The organism is Arcobacter sp. s6 (genome assembly GCF_040884245.1).
Taxonomy (GTDB): Bacteria; Campylobacterota; Campylobacteria; order Campylobacterales; family Arcobacteraceae; genus Aliarcobacter.
In genome coordinates this window covers 94,231-116,135 of sequence record NZ_JBEVTN010000001.1, presented here as the reverse complement: position 1 = coordinate 116,135, position 21,905 = coordinate 94,231, and the positions used below count along the sequence as shown (strand labels likewise).

General features: G+C 26.4%; 17 protein-coding genes. 16 read left to right on the top strand and 1 reads right to left on the bottom strand.

The features are described from left to right. Positions 1-42: 42 nt before the first annotated feature. The 4 genes from ABVS04_RS00520 (at position 43) to ABVS04_RS00505 (ending at position 4,569) form a co-directional block, all read left to right on the top strand. Positions 43-903, top strand: coding sequence for a mechanosensitive ion channel family protein (locus ABVS04_RS00520; protein WP_368028693.1), 861 nt, complete (start codon positions 43-45; stop codon positions 901-903). Continuing rightward, entirely contained in the window at positions 878-2,275 is a 1,398-nt protein-coding gene (locus tag ABVS04_RS00515) for a CCA tRNA nucleotidyltransferase (RefSeq protein ID WP_368028692.1), read from the top strand. The genes ABVS04_RS00520 and ABVS04_RS00515 overlap by 26 nt, the downstream gene beginning before the upstream one ends. Positions 2,276-2,345: 70 nt before the next feature. Then, positions 2,346-2,783 (top strand): DUF3015 family protein, encoded by a 438-nt coding sequence (locus tag ABVS04_RS00510; protein ID WP_368028691.1) that lies wholly within the window; start codon positions 2,346-2,348, stop codon positions 2,781-2,783. After that, positions 2,767-4,569: a DUF4105 domain-containing protein gene (locus ABVS04_RS00505; RefSeq protein ID WP_368028690.1), complete on the top strand. Its 1,803-nt coding sequence runs from the start codon at positions 2,767-2,769 to the stop codon at positions 4,567-4,569. Before ABVS04_RS00510 ends, ABVS04_RS00505 begins: the two co-directional genes overlap by 17 nt. A 51-nt stretch (positions 4,570-4,620) precedes the next feature. Here ABVS04_RS00505 and ABVS04_RS00500 read toward each other — a convergent pair whose 3' ends face one another. Next, on the bottom strand, positions 4,621-5,853 hold the full coding sequence (locus ABVS04_RS00500) for an apolipoprotein N-acyltransferase (protein ID WP_368028689.1): 1,233 nt from the start codon (positions 5,851-5,853) through the stop codon (positions 4,621-4,623). A 28-nt stretch (positions 5,854-5,881) separates the two neighbouring features. Here ABVS04_RS00500 and yajC point away from each other — a divergent pair, with 28 nt between their 5' ends. The 12 genes from yajC (at position 5,882) to ABVS04_RS00440 (ending at position 21,904) form a co-directional block, all read left to right on the top strand. After that, positions 5,882-6,157: a preprotein translocase subunit YajC gene (yajC, locus tag ABVS04_RS00495; RefSeq protein ID WP_368028688.1), complete on the top strand. Its 276-nt coding sequence runs from the start codon at positions 5,882-5,884 to the stop codon at positions 6,155-6,157. Between the two features lie 78 nt (positions 6,158-6,235). Further along, entirely contained in the window at positions 6,236-7,801 is a 1,566-nt protein-coding gene (secD, locus tag ABVS04_RS00490) for a protein translocase subunit SecD (RefSeq protein WP_368028687.1), read from the top strand. After that, positions 7,801-8,769, top strand: a complete 969-nt coding sequence (gene secF / locus ABVS04_RS00485) for a protein translocase subunit SecF (RefSeq protein ID WP_368028686.1) — start codon at positions 7,801-7,803, stop codon at positions 8,767-8,769. Before secD ends, secF begins: the two co-directional genes overlap by 1 nt. Before the next feature lie 205 nt (positions 8,770-8,974). Beyond that, positions 8,975-9,475 (top strand): hypothetical protein, encoded by a 501-nt coding sequence (locus tag ABVS04_RS00480; RefSeq protein ID WP_368028685.1) that lies wholly within the window; start codon positions 8,975-8,977, stop codon positions 9,473-9,475. 86 nt (positions 9,476-9,561) lie between these two features. Then, a complete protein-coding gene (locus ABVS04_RS00475) occupies positions 9,562-9,906 on the top strand; it encodes a DUF6394 family protein (protein WP_368028684.1) in 345 nt (114 codons plus the stop codon). After that, positions 9,906-12,371: a leucine--tRNA ligase gene (leuS, locus tag ABVS04_RS00470; RefSeq protein ID WP_368028683.1), complete on the top strand. Its 2,466-nt coding sequence runs from the start codon at positions 9,906-9,908 to the stop codon at positions 12,369-12,371. The genes ABVS04_RS00475 and leuS overlap by 1 nt, the downstream gene beginning before the upstream one ends. Before the next feature lie 7 nt (positions 12,372-12,378). Continuing rightward, positions 12,379-12,903 carry an LPS assembly lipoprotein LptE gene (gene lptE, locus ABVS04_RS00465; RefSeq protein WP_368028682.1) on the top strand — a complete coding sequence of 175 codons (525 nt, stop codon included), beginning with the start codon at positions 12,379-12,381 and terminating at the stop codon, positions 12,901-12,903. Positions 12,904-12,905: 2 nt separating this feature from the next. Beyond that, positions 12,906-14,078: a Mur ligase family protein gene (locus ABVS04_RS00460; protein WP_368028681.1), complete on the top strand. Its 1,173-nt coding sequence runs from the start codon at positions 12,906-12,908 to the stop codon at positions 14,076-14,078. Beyond that, positions 14,065-16,188, top strand: a complete 2,124-nt coding sequence (locus tag ABVS04_RS00455; protein ID WP_368028680.1) for a DEAD/DEAH box helicase family protein — start codon at positions 14,065-14,067, stop codon at positions 16,186-16,188. The genes ABVS04_RS00460 and ABVS04_RS00455 overlap by 14 nt, the downstream gene beginning before the upstream one ends. 21 nt (positions 16,189-16,209) lie before the next feature. Beyond that, positions 16,210-17,826, top strand: coding sequence for a cation:proton antiporter (locus ABVS04_RS00450; protein WP_368028679.1), 1,617 nt, complete (start codon positions 16,210-16,212; stop codon positions 17,824-17,826). A gap of 20 nt (positions 17,827-17,846) precedes the next feature. Beyond that, positions 17,847-18,890: an HD domain-containing phosphohydrolase gene (locus ABVS04_RS00445; protein WP_368028678.1), complete on the top strand. Its 1,044-nt coding sequence runs from the start codon at positions 17,847-17,849 to the stop codon at positions 18,888-18,890. 5 nt (positions 18,891-18,895) lie between these two features. Beyond that, complete coding sequence (locus ABVS04_RS00440; protein ID WP_368028677.1) at positions 18,896-21,904, top strand: response regulator; 3,009 nt, start codon at positions 18,896-18,898, stop codon at positions 21,902-21,904. Position 21,905: the final 1 nt, after the last annotated feature.

The window sequence follows — 21,905 nt, the reverse complement described above, 5'->3', positions numbered from 1 at the left end:
TTTATTTATGTTAAAATTATGCAATTTCGAAAAAGGAAATAAATGGAAAAAGAATTAGAAAAAAACATTGAAGGCTTAACAAAAGATATTAGCTCTTATATACCTGATAATATAGTTGAAATTGTTGGTGGATATGCATTTTCATTGATAATGGCATTACTGATTTTTATTATTGGTAAATGGGCTGTAAATAAAATTGTTGCTTTACTTGGAAAAGTTTTAAGAAAAGTAAAAGGTATGGACGAAACTTTAATTAAGTTTTTAGAAAATATCGTTTATTACGCTTTAATGATTGTAGTTTTATTAACATCTTTAGGAAAACTAGGAGTTGAAACAACTTCATTTTTAGCAATACTTGGAGCTGCTGGTTTAGCTATTGGACTTGCTCTTAAAGATTCACTTGGTAATTTTGCTTCAGGTGTTATGATTATTATGTTTAAACCTTTTAAAGTAGGTGATGTTGTTACTGCTGCTGGAGTTACAGGAAGTGTAAGTGAAGTTGGAATTTTCAACTCTGTATTTATAACTCCTGATAATCAAAAAATAATAGTTCCCAATGGTGCAATTACAAGTGGTTCAATAACAAATATAAATGCTAATGATACAAGAAGAGTTGATTTAGTTGTTGGGATTGGATATGAAGATGATATTAAAAAAACAAAAGAAGTTTTAAATGATATTATTTCTTCACATGAAAAAGTATTAATTGATAAAGGAATTACAGTTGCAGTTTCTGAATTGGCTGATTCATCTGTAAACTTTGTAGTAAGAGCTTGGGTTAAAACTCCTGATTATTGGGATGTTAAATTTAATTTAACAGAGACAATAAAATTAAGATTTGATGAAGAAGGTATTTCTATACCATTCCCACAACAAGATGTACACCACTACAACAAAATTTAGTATACCTAAGATATTAGAAGATATATTAAATGATTTACAAGATTTAGGGGCTGCTCCCGTTCTTGTAGGTGGTTGTGTTCGTGATTATTTTTTAAATATTCCTGTAAAAGATTATGATGTTGAAATCTTTGGAATAGACTCTTATGAAACTATTGAAAAATCCCTGCAAAAATTTGGTTCTGTTAAACTGGTTGGAAAATCATTTGGAGTATTAACTTTAAGAGTTGATTCTTATGATTTTGATTTTGCACTTCCCCGAACTGAGAAAAAAATTGGAAATACTCATCAGGACTTTGAAGTTATAACAAATGCTAATTTAAGTTTTGAACAAGCAGCTATTAGAAGAGATTTTACAATTAATGCAATAGGATATGATTTTTCAAAAAAAGAGTTTATAGATCCTTATAGTGGGATAAATGACTTAGAAAATAAGATTATAAGACACATAGATGATAATACTTTTATAGAAGATTCCTTAAGAGTTTATAGAGCTGTTCAGTTTGCTAGTAGGTTTAATTTTAAATTTGAAGAAAAAACAAAAGAGCTTTGTAAACAAATAGTTTTAAAAGATGAGTTAAAATATTTACCAAAAGAGAGGATTTTTGAAGAGTTAAAAAAGCTTTTTTTAAAATCAATTAAACCTTCAATTGGATTTGAACTTATTTATGAATTAGGAATTTTAAAATATTTCCCTGAGTTAAAAGCATTAATTGGATGTGTTCAAGATAAAGAATATCATCCTGAAGGTGATGTTTGGATTCATACAATGATGTGTCTTGATGAATTATCAAAAATAATTAAAGAAGAAAATATAGAAGATGAATACAAAAAATTGTATTTATTTTATGGAGTTCTTTGTCATGATTTTGGAAAGCCTTTTTGTACACAAGAAATAAATGGTAAAATCACTTCTTATAAACATGAAAATTTAGGAATAGAACCTACAATATCTTTTTTATCAAAACTTACAAATGAAAAAAAATTTACAGAAATTGTTTGCTCTTTAGTAAAAAATCATTTAACTCCTTTTCAACTTTATCTCGCAGAATCATCATTAAAAGCTATCAAAAGACTCTCTTTAAAAGTAAATATAGAAGATTTATGTTTAGTATGCTTAGCTGATTGTTTAGGTCGAGATATTCCCAATAAAGATAAATGTTATAATGCAACTTCTTGGCTTTTAGAAAAAGCAAAAGAGCTTGAAATTCATAATGAGCCTATTAAAGCTTTAGTTCAAGGGCGTGATTTAATAGCTTTAGGATTTAAGCCATCTCAAAAATTTAAAGAAATACTAGATTTTGCTTTTGATTTACAACTAGATGAACACTTAGGAAAAGAAACTATTATAAAAGAAATTTTAAAAAAGTATTAGAATAATTATTTTTTAAGTAATTATTTAAAAAAAAGATACTAGAATGAATCAAAATTTAGAGGAGATAAATATGAAAAAAATAATTAGTTTAATCGCAGCAATTGGTTTAACAACATCAATGTATGCAAATGATAATACAGGTTGTGGTTTAGGTTCTCTTGTAATTAAAGATCAAAGTACAGTTATGCTACAAGTATTAGCAGCAACTACAAATGGAACATCAGGAAGCCAAACTTTTGGAATCACAAGTGGTACATCAAATTGTAATAAACCATCTAATTTTGTTGCAAATGATAAATTAAATCAATTTGTTGGTGAAAATATGGATGAATTAGCATTAGATATTTCAGCAGGTAAGGGTGAAACTTTAGCAACTGTTGCAAAACTTATGAATGTTGAAAATACTCCTGCATTTTCTGCGAAACTACAAGCAAATTTCTCAAATATTTATACAAGTGAAAATGTAACTTCAGCTACTGTTATTGATTCAATTGCTAAATATATGTAATATCTCTAATAGAAAAAGTAAGTATTTATTACTTACTTTTCTATTTTCAACTTCGTGCTTTTCTTCATCTGAAATAAACTCTTTTATAGAACAAAACAAACTTTATGAAAACTCTTATTGGTTAAAATTATTACACTATAGAAATGGTACAAGTGAAATAGATTCAAATAATTTTTTTATCTCAAAAGATGGTAAAACAAATAAAAAAAAAGAATTATTTGAAACTATAAACTCTTTAAAAAGTGGACAAAATGATGTTTTATGCAGATTTCCTTTAAGAGTAAAGTGGCTAAAGCAAAACATTCCCCAATTAGAAAAAGATATTGTTTCTTACTCTTGTCCAAAATTAAATGAATATTTAGGAGCAATTGATGCAAAGCAAGTAACAATGGTTTTCCCAACGGCTCATATAAATTCACCCGCTTCAATGTATGGTCATACTTTTTTACGAGTTTCCTCAGATGAAGAAACTCCTTTAATATCAAATGCAATAAATTATGCAGCTAAAACAACAGATACAAATGGATTTATTTTTGCTTATAAAGGTTTATTTGGAGAATATGAAGGAAGATATTCAATTTTACCTTATTATGAGAAAATCAAAGAATATAATAATCTTGAGCAAAGAGATATTTGGGAATATGATTTAGATTTAAAACAAGATGAAATAAATAGATTGGTTTTACATGCATATGAATTAAAAGATGTATATTCTGATTATTTCTTTTTTAAAGAAAATTGCTCATATAATATTTTGTGGTTACTTGAAATTGCAAGAAGTGATTTAGATTTAGTTAGTCATTTTACTTTGAAAACCGTTCCTTTGGATACTATTAAAATTTTAAAGCCTTATGATTTAATAAAAAAGTCAAAGTTTAGGTATTCATCAATGAAAAAAATGAAACATATTTTGGAAGAAAAAATAGAAAATAAAGAATATTTAAACTCTTTTGTAAATGATAATGAACCTTTACAAGAGGCATTAAGTATAGATGATAAAGTATCTTATCTAGATTTTAAAATCTCTTATTTACAATATCAAAGAGCAAATAATGATTATGATAAAAAAGAGTATTTAAGTAAATATTTAGAGCTTTTAAAACAAAGAAGTACCTATAGTCAAAGTTCAGATTATGATATTAAAGCTCCTAAAAATCCTTTAGATTCTCACGGTTCAGCAAGAGTTTCTTTCTATTATAGTTCAGATGATAGCTTTGAATTATCAGCAAAGCCTGTTTACAATGATATATATGACATAAGTGATGGATATTTACAAGGGGCTTATATTGATTTCTTTGAGGCTAACTTAAAAAAAGAAAAAGATGAAAATATAAAATTAGATAGATTTACCTTACTTAAAATAAAATCTTTAGCCCCTAGAGATATGTTTTTTAAACCACTATCATGGGGAATTGATTTGGGATATGAACATTTTAAAGACCAAAGTGATTATTTCAAAATTAAGCCAGAAACAGGTCTTACTTATGGAAATAATAAAGATTTTGTATATTTAATGATAGGTTCAAATGTATATTATAAAAATTCAGATCAATTATATTCAATTGGTTCAAGTATTGGTTTAGTAACAAATAGATTTGATAACATAAAACTTGGATTAAAATATTCATATGATAAATATAATAAGAGTCTTGAAAATAATGAGTTTGAAGTTTTTGGAACTTATAAATTAGATCAAAATGCTTCTCTGACTTTAAAATATATAAATGATAATTTGTATAAAGAAAATGATGAGAAAGTAAAAGTTGGAGTTTCTTATTATTTCTAAGTGAACTAAACCCTAAAGATTTACATTAGAGTTTAGCCTTTATAATTTAAATTAAGGTCTATATATTCTATTTTGACTTCCATTTACAACATGAAAAATAGTAACACCATATGTTCTTGAATAAAATTTTAGTAAAAGATGTTGTAGTGTTGGCTCAATAGATGGAGTAAACCATGCATTATTTGATATTGCTATCATATACTTTGTATCACCTAAGTTTTCAAAAATTTTATCTGTAGTTGCTTCATAACAAATAGCATTTCTAATTTTTTCTCCCTTGATTATAAAATCAGTTGGTGCTGATGCTTTTGAATAATCTTGTGCACCATTATAAAATACTTTATTTATTAAATCAACGAAAAATTTTGGAAGGGGAATCTCTTCACCAAAAGGAACTAACACAACTTTTTTAGCAACTTTTATTTCACCTTTAGTAAAGTGATAAGAAGCATTATAAATTTGTTTATCCTCTACATATAAAGCACCTGTAATTATATCAATATCCATTGAAAGCTCTTTTAGTCTTTCTAGTAATTCAGCATTTCTATTTAAAACTGTTGTAAAAGCAGTTTCAGGCAATACTACTAAATCTTTTTTTGATTCAATTGCTTTTGCTATTTCTTCAAAATTGTTTTCATGTAAAATCTTTTGGTAATCTTTTTCCCATTTTAGTTCTTGTTTTATATTCATTTGTGGCATATATATACTAGCTTCTGGGTTTTGGATATAAACACCTTTTCCTAGATTTAATGCAAATAAAATAGGTATTATTCCAATAATTTTAAATCTTTTTAGTTTTATTATAAAATAAAAAGAAACTAGAACAAGAAAAAAAGCTACTTTAGAAATATCTATATAAGAATCAACAAATATTAATTCAAACTTCATCCAATTAAAACCTAAAGGTGCAAAAAAAGTAAATGCAAAAATTGCTATTATTCTAAAAACTAATCTATCATAAAGTGCAAATAGATAAAAAATTAAAGCATAAACAAGACTAATTCCAGTTATAAAAACAGGAGCTAAGTAAGTTAAGTCATAATATTGCATGCTTACAGCCATCCAATTACACCATAAAACACCTGATAGGAAACCAGCAACAAATAGTGCTTTTTTTGGAATTACCAATAATAAATAAATAGCTAATAGACCTAAAATAGTATTTAAAATTTTATATTCAATGTTAAAATAGCTCAAGTACATAAAAGAAGCTAATAAAATTGCAGTGATGAAGCCTTTTATTATGAAGTTTTTGTTAGAATAATCGCGTTTTAGTAAAAACATAATAAACTACTTTTTAAAAGGAAATTTGATGGAAGGTTCGAGTACAGATTTAATAAGCTCATTGTTACCTCTAGTTGCATTATTTGCAATTTTTTACTTTTTAATTATTAGACCACAACAAAAACAAGCGAAAGCTCATAAAGAAATGGTTTCTAATTTGAAAAAAGGTGATAAGATTGTAACAAATGGTGGCTTAATGGTAGAAGTTGCAAAAGTAGAAGATACATATTTTGTAGTAAAAAACAGTGATGGCACTGAAATGAAGCTTATTAAAGAGTTTGTTGCAAAACTTTTAGAAGAGTAATATTCTTCAAATTCTAAGATATGTAATTTTTACATATCTTATTTACTTCAAATTATAACCCTAACTCAAGGAAAAGAATTGAAAATCTTTAATTATAGACTCATAATATTTATATTAAGTATTATTTTTGGTGTTGTACTTTCAATACCTTCTTTATTACAAACAGATTCAGGTAAAAAAATATCACTAGGCCTTGATTTACAAGGTGGATTGCATATGCTTTTAGGGGTTAATACTCATGAAGCTGTAAGTTCAAAAATAAAAACAATTGCTACATCAGTGAAATATTTTTCAGATGATGAAGAGCTTTTAATAGATGGCTTATCAATAAATGAAGATAGTGTTACTTTTACAGTATTAGATGCTGATGAAATTCCAAAAATGGATGAAATGTTAAAACAAATCAAAGGTTTGGATATTTCAAAAGAAGAATTAAAATATACTTTAAAATTAACAAGTGAAGATATTGCTAAAACAAAAGATTTAGCAGTAGATCAAGCCGTAGAAACTATTAGAAATAGACTTGATCAATTTGGTTTATCAGAACCAAGTGTTTTAAGACAAGGAGAAGAGGCAATTGTAGTTGAACTTCCAGGAATTAAAACAGTAGAGGATGAAAAAGCAGCACGTGAACTTATTTCAAAACCAGCTAATTTAGAATTAATGGCGGTTGATGAGGAAAGGGCTGATCAAGTTAATACTATGACATCATCACAAGCAGCAGCTTATGGTAATGTTATTTTAGAAGATACAAATAATCCTAATATCAAATATCTTGTAAAAGAGATTCCTATTTTAAATGGTTCCCAAGTTATTGATGCACAAGTTGCTTTTGATCAATCAAATCAAGCAATTATTAATTTTACACTTAACTCAACTGGTGCTAGAATTTTCGGTGAATTTACAGGTAAAAGTGTAGGAAAAAGATTAGCTGTTGTATTAGATGGAAAAGTTTATTCAGCACCAAATATACGAGAGAGAATAGGTGGGGGAAGTGGTCAAATTTCAGGTGGATTTACAGTTGCTGAAGCTGGAAATGTGGCAATTGCCCTTCGAAGTGGAGCATTACCTGCAACTGTTAATTTACTTGAAAAAAGAAGTGTTGGTCCATCATTGGGAGCTGATTCAATTAGATCATCAACTATTGCTTTAGTTTCTGGTTTTTTTATAGTATTTGTATTTATGATAATTTATTATAGAAGAGCAGGAGTTATTTCAAATGTTGCTCTTATTGCAAATGTATTTATAATTATAGCTGTTATGGCAATGTTTGGAGCTACATTAACACTTCCTGGAATGGCAGGAATTGTACTTACTATTGGTATGGCGGTTGATTCAAATGTAATTATTACTGAAAGAATTAGAGAAGCTTTACATGAGGGTGCATCCATTGCAAAAGCTGTAGAAGATGGTTATTCAAATGCAATTAGAGCAATTGTAGATTCAAATATTACTACACTTTTAGCTGCAATGATTTTATATGCTTATGGAACAGGTCCTATTAAAGGGTTTGCTATTACTATTTCTATTGGAATTTTAACTTCAATGTTAACAGCAATTCTGGGAACTCACGGTATGTATGAAGCATTATTACCTAAAATTACTAGAGATAAAAATCTAAATAAATGGTTTGGAGTGAAATAATGGAAATATTTAAAACAGAAAAAATATATGATCTTATGGGTAAAAGAACAGCCTTTTTAGGTCTGTCTGGTATTTTAGTAATAGCATCAATTATTTTGCTTTTAACAAAAGGTTTAAATTTTGGAATTGATTTTGCTGGTGGAACAATTATTCAAGTAAAATATGAAAAAGCAGCACCAATTAATGAGATTAGAGATACATTAAAGGCTACAAAATACAATAATGCTTCTATAACAAAATTTGGAAGTGATGAAGAAGTTGTTATTAGAATTACTGGAAGCTCAGCTGATTTAGTAAATGATATTGGTGATGAGATGCATAAAATTTTAGTTTCAACAGGTGATTTTGAAATTAGAAGAGTTGATATGGTTGGTCCTAAAGTTGGTGGAGAACTTAGAGAAAAAGGTTTAATGGCTCTAGGTTTATCTTTGATTGCTATGCTAATTTACGTATCATTTAGATTTGAATGGAGATTTGCAGTAGCTTCAATTTTGGCTTTATTACATGATGCTACAATTGCTATGGGAGCTGTTAGTTTATTTAATATTGAAGTTAATTTAGATATTTTAGCTGCAATTTTGACACTTCTTGGATATTCAATTAATGATACTATTATTGTATTTGATAGAATTAGAGAAAATATTCAAAATACAAAAGATAATCTTTTAGAAAATGTGATAAATCTATCTGTTACTAGAACTTTATCTCGAACTACACTTACGTCTTTAACTGTTATGTTTGTGGTTACGACTTTATTACTTTTTGGTGGAGAAATTATTTATGGCTTCTCATTCACTTTATTTGTAGGAGTTATTGTAGGAACTTATTCATCAATCTTTGTTGCAGCTTCATTTTTAGTTCAATTAAAATTCTCTGTAGATGATTTTAGAGCTAAAGAGGCTGATAAAATAAAAAAACAAAGAGAAAAAGAAAAAATGAGAGCTATGTATGAACAAGGTACAGTTTGATTTATTTTTTTAGTTTGAATCAATTAAATTATGTTTTTATGAAAAGGAAAGGGCTTTTGCCCTTTCCTTTTTTTTATTAAAAATTAAAAATATCATAAAAAAAAGATCCCATCAAACAATAAAAAATAATATATTTTATTGAGAAATTTGATACAATAAAAAATAATTCGACTAAATTAATTCTATTTATAAAATAGGAAAAAATATGCAAGAAGATTCAATAAATAAGAATAATTTTTCAATAAAAGAAATGAAAAATAAATTTGATTTAATAACATCAGAGAATGGTAAAAATTGGCTTTTAGCTTTAAATTGGATTTTAGTATTAGAATTTTTTTCATCTTTTATTGAATACCAATTTTTAGACGTAGCAAAAGGCTATGTTGAATATATACCGAATGGAATATTTAAAGAATTATTAATAGCAATTTTAATAGTTTTATTTATTTGGTATAGTATTTATAATTTTATATTTATGCAAAAACAAAAATTCTTTACTTTTACACTTTATGTTTCAATTTGTATTTATCTTTTATCTACAAGTGATTTATCTTTTAATCTTTTACTTCATAATTTGAATATTTTTGAAGTTACATTAGGTGGTTTTGGTTTTTATATGATAAGTCAACTTTTATTAAAACTTATAATATTTTATTTAATCTATAAAATGTTAATAGCTTTTAAAAATAGAAATAAGATGGATTAAACAAAAAAGCGAAAAGCAATTTTTTATCATTTTTTAGCTATTATATTTGCTTTAACAAAAGCAAAAATTATATCTAAAGGATAAAAATGGATTGGGGTAAAGTAACCTATATTTTCTTTTCACTAATGTCTTTAACAACAACAGCAGGGTTTTTATATGAGCCAAATGCAATTGCATTATTTGTAGCAGCAGGTGTTAACGTAATTTCAACAATACTTAAACTTGGTGTTAAAAATCTTCTTGCAGCTGAATTATTAGCTAGCTCGTTAGTTGCTGACTTACACTTAATCCCAGCGTTTTTGGTACTTACATTTACAAATGATTTACCATTAGCTATATCTTTAGCAATAGGTGCAGTTGTTGCTAATGTTTTCTCTATAGCATTGGCCTTAATAGAGAGTGCAAAAAGTCAAGACAAGGAAGAGTTTTAATGGAATATAATTCAAAAGATATTGAAAAAAAATGGCAGAATTTTTGGAGCGAGAATCAATCTTTTGAGCCAAGTGATGATCAAACAAAAGAAAAAAAATATATACTAAGTATGTTTCCATATCCAAGTGGAAGAATTCATATGGGTCATGTTAGGAATTACTGCTTAGGTGATGCTTTTGCAAGACATTTTAGAAAATCAGATTTTAATGTTTTACATCCAATTGGATGGGATAGTTTTGGAATGCCTGCTGAAAATGCAGCAATAAAAAATAAACTACATCCAAAAAAATGGACTTATGAAAATATTGATTATATGAGAGATGAATTAAAAGCTCTAGGTTTATCTTTTTCTGAAACTAGAGAATTTGCAACTTCAGATGAATTATATACAAAATGGGAACAAGAATTTATCATTAAAATGTATGAGGAAAAACTTCTTTATAGAAAATCTACAACAGTAAACTGGTGTGAAGAATGTCATACAGTTTTAGCAAATGAGCAAGTGGAAGAAGGATGTTGTTGGAGATGTGATAATGAAGTTCAACAAAAAGAGATGCCTGGATATTATGTTGGGATTACTAAGTATGCTCAAGAATTATTAGATGATTTAGATTTATTAAAAAATGACTGGCCATCACAAGTTTTAACAATGCAAGAAAATTGGATTGGAAGAAGCGAAGGTTTAGAATTTAAATTTGAATTATCAAAAGATTCTAAAGCAAAACTTGAAAGAGAATTCACTAAATATTTCGTATTTACAACAAGACCTGATACTATTTATGGAGTTTCTTATTCTGCACTTGCACCTGAGCATCCAATTGTAAAATATATAGTTGATAATAATCTTTTACCAGAAAAAAAGATAAAAGCTATAAAAGATATGCAGAAAGTAAGTGAGCGAGATAGAGCAACACAAGATAAGGAAGGTATCTCTCTTGAAATTGATGTTATGCATCCATTAACTGGTGAAAAAATTCCTGTTTGGGTAGCAAACTTTGTTCTTGGATCTTATGGTGGTGGTGCTGTTATGGCAGTTCCTGCTCATGATCAAAGAGATTTTGAATTCGCAAAAAAATATGATTTACCAATCAAACAAGTAATTATTGGTGAGGCTGGAATTATTGAAAATCAAAGTGAAGCATATACAGCTGAAGGTAAATTAATAGATAGTGAAAGTTTTACAGGACTTCCAAATACTAAAGCTAAAAAAGCAATTATTTATCATTTTGAACAAAATTCACTTGGAACTAAACAAATCAACTTTAAACTAAGAGATTGGGGAGTTTCAAGACAAAGATATTGGGGAGCTCCAATTCCTTTTGTTCATTGTGATGATTGTGGATTAGTTGCAGAAAAAATTGAAAATTTACCAATTGCATTACCTGAAGATGTTGAAATCACAGGTGAAGGGAATCCTTTAGATTTACATCCAACTTGGAAACACTGTGCTTGTCCATCTTGTGGAAAAGAAGCCATTAGAGAAACAGATACTTTAGATACTTTTGTTCAATCTTCTTGGTATTTCTTAAGATATGCAACAAATCCAAAATCTTGGAATGAAGTTGGTATTTCAAAATCTGATAGTGATTATTGGATGAATGTTGATCAATATATTGGTGGAATTGAACATGCAATTTTACACCTTTTATATGCAAGATTCTTTACAAAAGTATTAAATGATTTAGGTTATACAAATTCAAGAGAACCCTTTAAAAAACTACTTACTCAAGGTATGGTTTTAAAAGATGGTGCTAAGATGTCAAAATCAAAAGGAAATGTTGTTGATCCTGATTTAATTGTTGAAAAATATGGAGCAGATACTGCAAGATTATTTATGATGTTTGCTGCACCTCCAACAAAAGAATTAGAGTGGAATGATAGTGCAGTTGATGGAGCATATAGATTTATTAAAAAATTCTATGAAAGAGCTGCTAATGTAACTTCTAATGGTTTAGATACTTTTACATCAATTAATCACTCTTCTTTAAATAAAGAGGAAAAAGAAGCTAGAAAGAAAGTTTATGAAGCTCTTGTAAAATCAAATGAAGTATTTACAAAAACTTACACTTTTAATACTTTAATTGCTTCTTGTATGGAAGCTTTAAATGCATTACAAGCACAAAAAAATGAGGCTGTTTGGTCTGAAGGTTATTATGTATTAACAAATATTTTAGAACCTATTATTCCTCATGCTTGTTGGGAATTATCAAATCAATTATTCAAGCTTTCAAATTTTGATAAAAAGTTAGAAATAAAAGAAGAGGTATTTACACTTGATTCAATTATCTTAGCTGTAACTGTAAATGGTAAAAAAAGATGTGAAATCGAAGTGGCTCCTGATACTTCTAAAGAAGAAATTTTAGCTCTTGCAAAAGTTGCAGCTGCTAAATGGTTGGGTACTAGTGAGCTTGTAAAAGAAATTGTAGTTCCAAATAAACTTGTGAACTTTGTAATAAAAGGATAATCAAAATATGCATATTTTAAAAAAAATGCTATTTGTAGTTTTTACTTTTGTCATATCTTTTTCTTTAGTATCTTGTGGATATAAGCCATCAAGTTATTATGCGAAAAAAGAGATGGAAGGTAATGTTTATGTAAGAACAATGATTAGTTTAACTGATCCAAAAAACTCCGTTATTGTAAAAGATGAGATGAATAAATTATTAATTCAAAAATTAGGTTCTAATTTAGTTAATAGTGAAGAAAATGCAGATGTTGTAATGGATATTTCTATAAATTCGATAAGCTTTCAAACCTTATCATATACAACTGATGGTTATAATAAATTATATAATGTAGTTGTTGTTCTAGGAGTTAAATATTTTAGAAAAGATAATGGAATAAGAAAATCTTTTACAGTTGATGGTGAGTATGATTTCTCTATTGATGATGGAACAACTATTACTGAAACAAAAAGATATGATGCTATTACACAATCAGCAAAAAATGCTTTTGACGAAGTTTTATCGAAAATTGCAGTATCTTCATTTAAATAAATATGCAAGTTGATTTAAAAAAAGCTACTTTAGAAGAGTTTTTAGAACATAAAACTCTCTACTACGACAAGATAGATTTTACAATTGTAAAATCTTCTTGGGATTTATTATCACAAAAAATATTTCTTCCTTTTGTTATTCATATTGTTGGGACAAATGGAAAAGGAAGTACTGGAAGATTTCTAGCTCACTATTTACATAAAAAAGATTATAAAGTTTTACATTATAGCTCTCCTCATATTATGAAATTCAATGAAAGAATTTGGATAAATGGAAGTGATGTAAGTGATGAAAATTTACAAATAGCACATAAGTTTTTACAAGAGTTACTTCCAATAGAATTGCTAAATAAATTAACTTATTTTGAATATACAACATTATTAGCTTTTTATTTATCAAAAGATTTTGATTATTTAGTTTTAGAAGCAGGTCTTGGTGGTGAGTTTGATGCAACTAATGTTGTTGAAAATAATCTATCTTTAATTACTACAATTGGTCTTGATCATCAAAGTTTTCTTGGAAATACTGTAAGTGAAATTGCAGCTACAAAGATGCGTTCAGTTGATAATAAGATGCTTATAGGTTATCAAGTTTTTGATGATGTTAGTAAAACAGCCCAAGAAGTAAAAAAACAAATATTAGAACAAAGAAATAGAAGTATTGAAATAATTGAACTAAAAGAGTTTGATAAATATAAGTTAAATGATAAGTTTGCATCATACTTGAAAAGAAATTTACATTTAGTAATTGCTTGTTTAAATGAATTAAAAATTGATATTGACCTAAACTTATTTGATGATGTAAAACTTTTTGGAAGATATCAAAAATTAACTTCAAATATAACTATAGATGTGGGACATAATCCACTTGCTGCACAAGTTATCGTAAAAGAGTTTGAAAATAAAAAAATTACACTTATTTATAATTCATACAAAGATAAAGATTATGAAGAAGTTTTAAAAATATTAAAGCCAATTATTAAAAAGATAATAATAATTCCTTTAGAAGATAAAAGAATAGTTGAAAAGAATAGTTTAAAAAAAGTTATAAAGCAATTGAGTTTACTAAGTGATGATACAATAAAAATAGATGAAAATGAAGAATACTTAGTTTTTGGCTCATTTTTAGTTGTTGAAAAATTTTTAACTTTGATTGGTTATAATGACAAATCTTGAACAACAATTAGAAAATCTTTATATTCAAAGAAATAAAATAGAAGAAGAAATAGAGCTTCTAAAACTTCAGATAAAAGCAGAAAAAGAGTCTTTTTTTGTAAAAAGAAAATTTTCAAAAAATGATAAAATAGAACTTTTTAAATCATTATTTATAGGAAGATTTGATATTTTTGCTAAAAAATGGATTAGTCAAGATGGTTCTAAACAAGGTTTTTATCCCGTTACTGCTACTTTTAAAGGTGAAGATTATTTACCTTTTACAAATAAAGAGATTGAAGAACATTTAAGAGGTATCTCTTTTTTAGCTACTTATTGTATAAATCAAAAAAACATGTCAAAATTTGTGGTATTTGAAATTTTAGACGAAGATAAATTTAAATTACAAATAGTATTAAATTCACTAAATATAAAAGCATACTATGAATTAAATTCTCATAACTCTTTATTTGTATGGATTTTTTTAGAAGAAGAAATTTCTTCTAAAATTGTTTTTAATTTTGCTTCTTATATTTTAAGAAAAGCAAACGTTTCAGCAAAAATTTATCCAAATAAAGAGTTTGCAACAAGAGAAAGCTTAGGAATTTCACTTGAACTTCCACTAAATTTAAAATTTAGAGATAAAAATAAAACAGTATTTATTGATGTTAATACAAATAAAATATATGAAGATCAATGGCAAATTTTAAATAATGTTCAAAAGATTTCATCACAATTAGTTTGTAGTTTTGGAGAAAGTCCAAATTCTTTAAATCAAGAAAAAGAGTATAAAAAAATAGTTTTTCCTCTTAATAAAATAGAAATTGTTTTATTTGATTCTATTTATATCCCAACATTAAATTTATCAAAATCATTAATAAATAAACTCAAATCTTTTGCAACTTTTGAGAATCCTCAAATTAAAACTTTATTGAGTTTACGAAAGCCTTTATATAATACACCCAAATATATAAAATCTTTTGAAGAGAATGAAAAATATTTAATTTTACCTCGTGGTTTAAAAGAACAAATAGTTGATTTTTTCAATATTAATGCTGTAAATTTTTCTTTTACAGATAATAGATTTTACAAAAAAATTGAAACAAAAAAAGTAACTTTTAATTTAAGACCTGAACAAAATGATGCTATAAAAGAGATAAAAAAAACAGACTTATCTATTTGTGTTGCTCCACCTGGTTTTGGAAAAACACTTTTAGGGGCAAAAATATTTGAAATAAGAGCTTGTTCAACTATCATTGTAGTAAATAAAAATATGCTTTTAAATCAATGGATTGAAAGATTTGTTGATTACTTTGGCTATGAAAAAAAAGATATTGGTTATTTAGGTAAGGGTCATAATAAATTAAATGGAAGTATTGATGTGGCAACAATGCAAAGTTTAAAAAATGATCCTGATATAATAAATAACTATTCTTTTGTAATAGTTGATGAGTGTCATCATATCCCAGCAATTACCTTTGAACAAATTATTAAGAATTTTAAAGGTAAATATCTTTTGGGTTTAAGTGCAACACCAAATAGGAAAGATGAATTACAACCAATTTTATATCAACAATTGGGTGAAATTTCTTATGAATATAAAAAGAAAAGAACACATACAAATAAACTACAAATAATTAGAACACAGTTTCAAACTAATGCTGATAATTATGCTACAATCATAAATGAACTCTGTCTTGATGAAAATAGAAATAATTTAATAATTGATGCAATAAAAACTAATATTGAAAGAAAAATTTTAGTTTTAACTGATAGAATAGAGCATATAAATATTCTAGAAAATTTATTAGAAAAAGAAAACCTTGATTATATTTGTGTTCATGGAAGCTTAAATAAAAAAGAGCAAGTGGAGAATATGAATTTAGTAAAAAATAAGTCTTTGATAATTGCTACTACTTCATATTTTGGTGAAGGTATAGATTTTCCACACTTAAATACAATTATGTTCGTTACTCCCATTTCTTATTATGGAAGATTAGTTCAATATTTAGGAAGAATAGGGCGTGGTAATCAAGAATGCTTAGCAATTGATTTTCTAGACTCAAATAATGCAATGTTAAATTCAGCCTATAAAAAAAGGCTTGAAGGCTATAAACAAATGCATTATAAATAAAATTATGAAGGAGTTAAATAAATGTTAGGAATTATTGTATCTACTACACTTATTGCATTAATTTTAAATTTAATTTTAAAAAAAGTACACTTACCTACAATCATTGGATATATATTAACAGGTACAATTATAGCTTATACTTTTAATCTTCATACTGCGGTTAATAACCATGAATTAAGAGAAATAGCTGAGTTTGGAGTTGTTTTTTTAATGTTTACAATAGGTTTAGAATTTTCTATAGCTCATTTAAAAAAAATGAAAAGAGAAGTTTTTTTAACAGGAAGTTTACAAATTATTATTACGACAATGTTTGTTTTTTTAATTGCAAAATTTGTAATTGGCTTAGAAACACAAACAGCTATGATTATAGGAACAGCCCTTGCCCTATCTTCAACCGCAATTGTATTAAAAACATTTAATGAAACAAAAGAAATAAATAAACCTTATGGACGTAGAGTTCTTGGTATTTTAATTATGCAAGATATTGCTGTTATTCCTATTTTATTAATGATTTCATTTTTTTCTATGACAGAAGAAGGAAATTTAACTTTAACAATTGGTAAAACAGTTTTTGCAGCTGCAGTTTTACTTGGGTTATTATATTTTAGCGGTAAATATTTATTAGAACCTTTTTTAAAATATGTTTCACAAACTAAATCAGATGAGCTTTTTGTTGCTTCTGTTTTACTTCTTGCTATGGGTTCTGCATATTTAGCATATTATTTTGGGTTTTCATACTCTCTTGGAGCATTTATTGCAGGTATGATGATAGCTGAAACAAAGTTTAAGCATCAAGTTGAAGCTGACCTTATACCTTTTAGAAATATTTTATTAGGTGTATTTTTTATTACGGTTGGAATGCAAATAAGTTTTAAAATAATTTATGATTATTTCTTTGTGATTATTTTACTATTACCAGTAGTTATGGGTATAAAATTTGCTGTTATATATGGATTAGTTAGATATGAAGATAATAAAAGAGTAGCTTTTAAAACTGCATTATCTTTGATCCAAATTGGAGAATTTTCTTTGGCAATTTTAGAATTAGCTAGAAGTAAAAACTTAGTTGATCCTACACATTCTCAAATTCTTATTGTAACAATTGTTATTTCAATGATTTTAACTCCAATAATTTTAAAAAATCTATCAAAAGCAGCAGCTAAATTAATACCTGAAGATGTGATGATGATAACAAATACTCATAATGTTTCTGAAGATACAGAAAATCATGTTGTAGTATTAGGATATGGAAGATTTGGACAAGCTATTGTAAAAGAATTAAAAACTTTTGGACAAAAATATGTAATTTTAGAGCACAATGTTAAATTTTATCAACTAGGTAAAGAGCGAAATGAACCAATTGTATTTGGAAATGCAGCACAAAGACATATTTTAAATTCTGTAAATATTACAAAAGCATCAGCAGTTATTGTTGCTGTTAATAATCCAGAAGTATTACATCTAATTTGTGAAGCAGTTGGTGATTTAACACATAATAGTAAAACTATTGTAACGGTTACAAGTGAAGCTGATAAAGAAGCTTTACAAGGTTTACATTTAGAGCATGTGGTTGTGGAAACTAATCAAATTGCAAGAGCAGTTGTTGATGAAGTATTATATTGTAGATTAGATAATTAATGTTTATTTAGGAGTAAGTTATGAATCTTGAGAATATGAAAATTATTTCTATTGATGATAATAAAACGAATCTTTTAATTATTGAAAGTTATGCAAAAATTCTTAATTTAGAAATTGAGAGTTTTTTAAATCCAAAAGAGGCTTTAGAAGCTTCCTTTCAAAAAGATTATGATTTAGTTATCGTTGATTATATGATGCCTGAAATAAATGGTTTAGAGTTTATTCAAGTATTTAGAGAGAAAAATCAAAATACTCCTATTATAATGTTAACAGCTGTTGGTGATGATATGAATCTCCAAATAAAAGCCTTAGAGTATGGAGCTAATGATTTTTTAAGTAAACCAATTAATGCGCCTGCTTTTAAAGCAAGAATTATAAATATGTTAAAACTTAGAAAATCTCAACTTTTATTACAAGACAAAGCGTTATTACTACAAAATGAGGTTGAAGCTGCAACTTTTAGGTTAAAAGAATCAGAGTATGAAACTTTACAAATGTTGGGTAAAAGTGCAGAATACAAAGACCCTGAAACAAACGCACATACCCAAAGAGTTGCTCACTATTGTAAGCTACTTGCACGTGCATATGGCTTAGATGAAAGTTTACAAGATATAATTTTTTATGCTTCTCCTTTTCATGATTTAGGGAAAATTGGAATACCTGATAATATACTTTTAAAGCCTGGAAAATTGGATGATGATGAATTTTCAATAATGAAAAATCATGCCAAAATAGGTTATGAAATTTTGAAAGGTTCTAAAAGTAAATATTTAAAAGCAGGTGGAGTAATAGCATATAATCATCATGAAAAATATGATGGAACAGGTTATCCAAATGGATTAAAAGGTGAAAATATTCCAATTTTTGGCAGAATCACTGCGGTTGCAGATGTATTTGATGCCCTTACTTCTTCAAGACCTTATAAAAATGCTTGGTCTTTAGAGGATGCTTTTGATTTTTTAATTAGAGAAAAATCACTTCATTTTGATCCAAATCTTGTTGATTTATTTATAGAAAATAGGAATGAGGTAATTAACATTCATAATAAATTTAAAGAAGCTTAAATTTTATGTTTAAATTTATTTATAAAACCATTACAAATCCAATAATTGGTCCAGTAGCAGTATCTTCTGTTATTTTATCTCTGCTTGTAATATTTTATTTACCAACTTTATCTTTACAAAATCAAAAAGATAAGGTTGTTTTAGAATCATTGACTTTAATTGATCACTTAAAAATATTTAGAACTTACTATAATGAAGCAATTGTAAAAAAATTAAAATCAAAAACAGATATTGCAATTGATTATAACCATGAAATTGCTTCAAATACTATTCCTCTTCCTGCTACTGTAATTTATAATTTAAGTGAAAGATTAAATAATGAAAGAGGAATTACCGTAAATTTTTTTAGTGATTATCCTTTTCCGAATAGACAAAAAAGAATTTTAGATGGACATCAAAAAGAATCTTTGTCGTATTTAAGAAAGAATCCTTCTGAAACATTTGTTAAAGAGGATTTTATTGATAATAAAAAAGTATTAAGAGTTACCGTATCTGATGTTTTAACTTCTCAAGAATGCCTTAATTGTCATAATAATAGAATAGATACTCCAAAGAATGATTGGAAAATAGGAGAAGTGAGAGGTGCTTTTGAAGTTATCATGCCTCTTGAAGAACAGTTTTTATTAAATCCTATTCAAATAAAATTGAGTATAGCTTTTATGATTTTGGTAATTACTTCATTTATACTTCACTATACAATTTTATTCTTAAGAAGAGAAAAAGAAATTAAATCTCAAACTGCATTATTAGAAAATGAGGTTTTAAAAAGAACCAAAGATTTAAATAGCAGTAATCTTTTACTTCTTGAATATAAAAAAGCAGTTGATTCAAGTGCAATTGTTTCAAAATCTGATTTAAAAGGTAATATTATTTATGTGAATGATACTTTTTGTGAGATTTCAGGATATAAAAGAGAGGAATTACTTTCTAAACCTCATAATATTGTACGACATCCTGATATGCCAAAAGAGTTTTTCCAAGAGTTATGGCAAACTATAAAAGCCAAAAAAATATTTAAAGGAATATTAAAAAATAGAAATAAAAATGGACAAGCATATTATGTTGCAAGTACTATTGTTCCTATTTTAGATGATAATGGAGATATTATTGAATATTTATCTTTGAGATATGATATTACAGAATTAGTTGATGCAAAAGAAAAAGCTGAAATTGCACAAAAAGCAAAATCAACATTTTTGGCAAATATGAGTCATGAAATAAGAACACCATTAAATGCAATAATAGGATTTTCAGATATTTTATGTGAATCTAATATAAATATTGAAGAAAAAGAGAATGCAAAAATCATATCAAGAAGTGCAAAATCTTTATTAAATATCATTAATGATGTTTTAGATATATCAAAAATGGAGAATGGAAAGTTTGAGTTAGAAGAAACAGAGTTTTCATTATTTGATTTAACAGAACATATTGTTGAGCTTTTTTCTGTAAATATAAAAGATAAAGATATCAAATTTATATATAAAGTTGATCCTACTTTACCAGAGTTAATTATTAGTGATTCTTTTAGACTTCAACAGGTTTTATCAAATTTTTTAAGTAATGCTATTAAATTTACACCTGAAAATGGAAGAGTATATTTTGAAGTAAAAGTTTTAGAAAAGAATAATGAAAATGTGAAAATCTTATTTTTAATTAAAGATACAGGAATAGGAATTAGTAAAGATCAAGAAGAGATAATTTTTAAGCCATTTGCACAAGCAGATTCTGGAATTAGCAGAAAGTTTGGTGGAACAGGTTTGGGATTGGCTATTTGTTGGGATATAGTAAGTTTATTAAACTCTAAAATAAAAATAAAATCAGAGATAAATAAAGGAAGTGAATTTTCATTTGCTGTTGATTTTAGAATTGGAACACTAAGTGAAGAGAAAATAAAAAGAAGTGATATCTCATTTGCTATTTGCGATTGCTTAGATGATGAAGATAATATTAAAGCTATAGTAAAAAACTATTTAGAAAAAATAGGTACTGTATATGATATTCCTGAGGCTTTAACACAAAAAATAGATATATTGTTCTGTTTTGATATTAATAATTTATTGATTAAACTATTAGAGTTCAAAGAATACAATATAAATTCAAAGATAGTTTATGTGGGGGAAAAAAGAAATCTAGATAAAACTGTTTTAACATACATAGATTATTATATAGATTTACCTATTTATGGCTCTAAAATTTATAATATAATTGCGGATAACTCAAATATTAATAGAAGTATTTTAGATAAATCTTCAAAAATTCAAGATTTACAAGGAAATATTTTAGTAGCTGAAGATAATTTAAATAATCAAAAACTAATTGAGATATTACTTTCTAAATTAGGTTTACAAAGTACTATTGTTTCAAATGGTCAAGAAGCTATTGACATGTATAAAACAAAGCAGTTTAATTTAATATTAATGGATATTAATATGCCAATTGTTGACGGTTTAAATGCTACAAAACTCATAAGAGAAATACAAAATGATTATTATAAAATTCCTATTATTGCCCTAACTGCAAATTCAATAGCAGGAGATAAAGAGAAATATTTATCACAAGGAATGGATGATTATTTATCAAAACCAATTGATTTTAATAGTTTAACAAATGTATTAAAAAAATATTTACAAATGGATAAAAATAAGATAATTATTGCAGAAAATGAACTTGGAACTAAAAGTGATGACTTAGATGAGAAGTTTAATAAGAATATTATTAAAGAGCGTCTATTTTTGGATGATTTAACAATAGATATGCTTTTGGATAATTTTTTTCTTACATTAGATGGTGATATAAAAAAATTACAAAATGCAATTAATTCTAAAAATTGTGATGAGATATCAAAAATAGCACACTATATAAAAGGAGCTTGTTCGAATCTTGGAATGGATAAGTGTACTGAAATATTAGATGATATTGAAAGTCGTGCTAAAAATTTAGAATATAATTTTAGTTTAGAAAAATTAAATAATCTATTTGAAAAAATTAAAAAAGATTTGCAGGAGAAGTAAA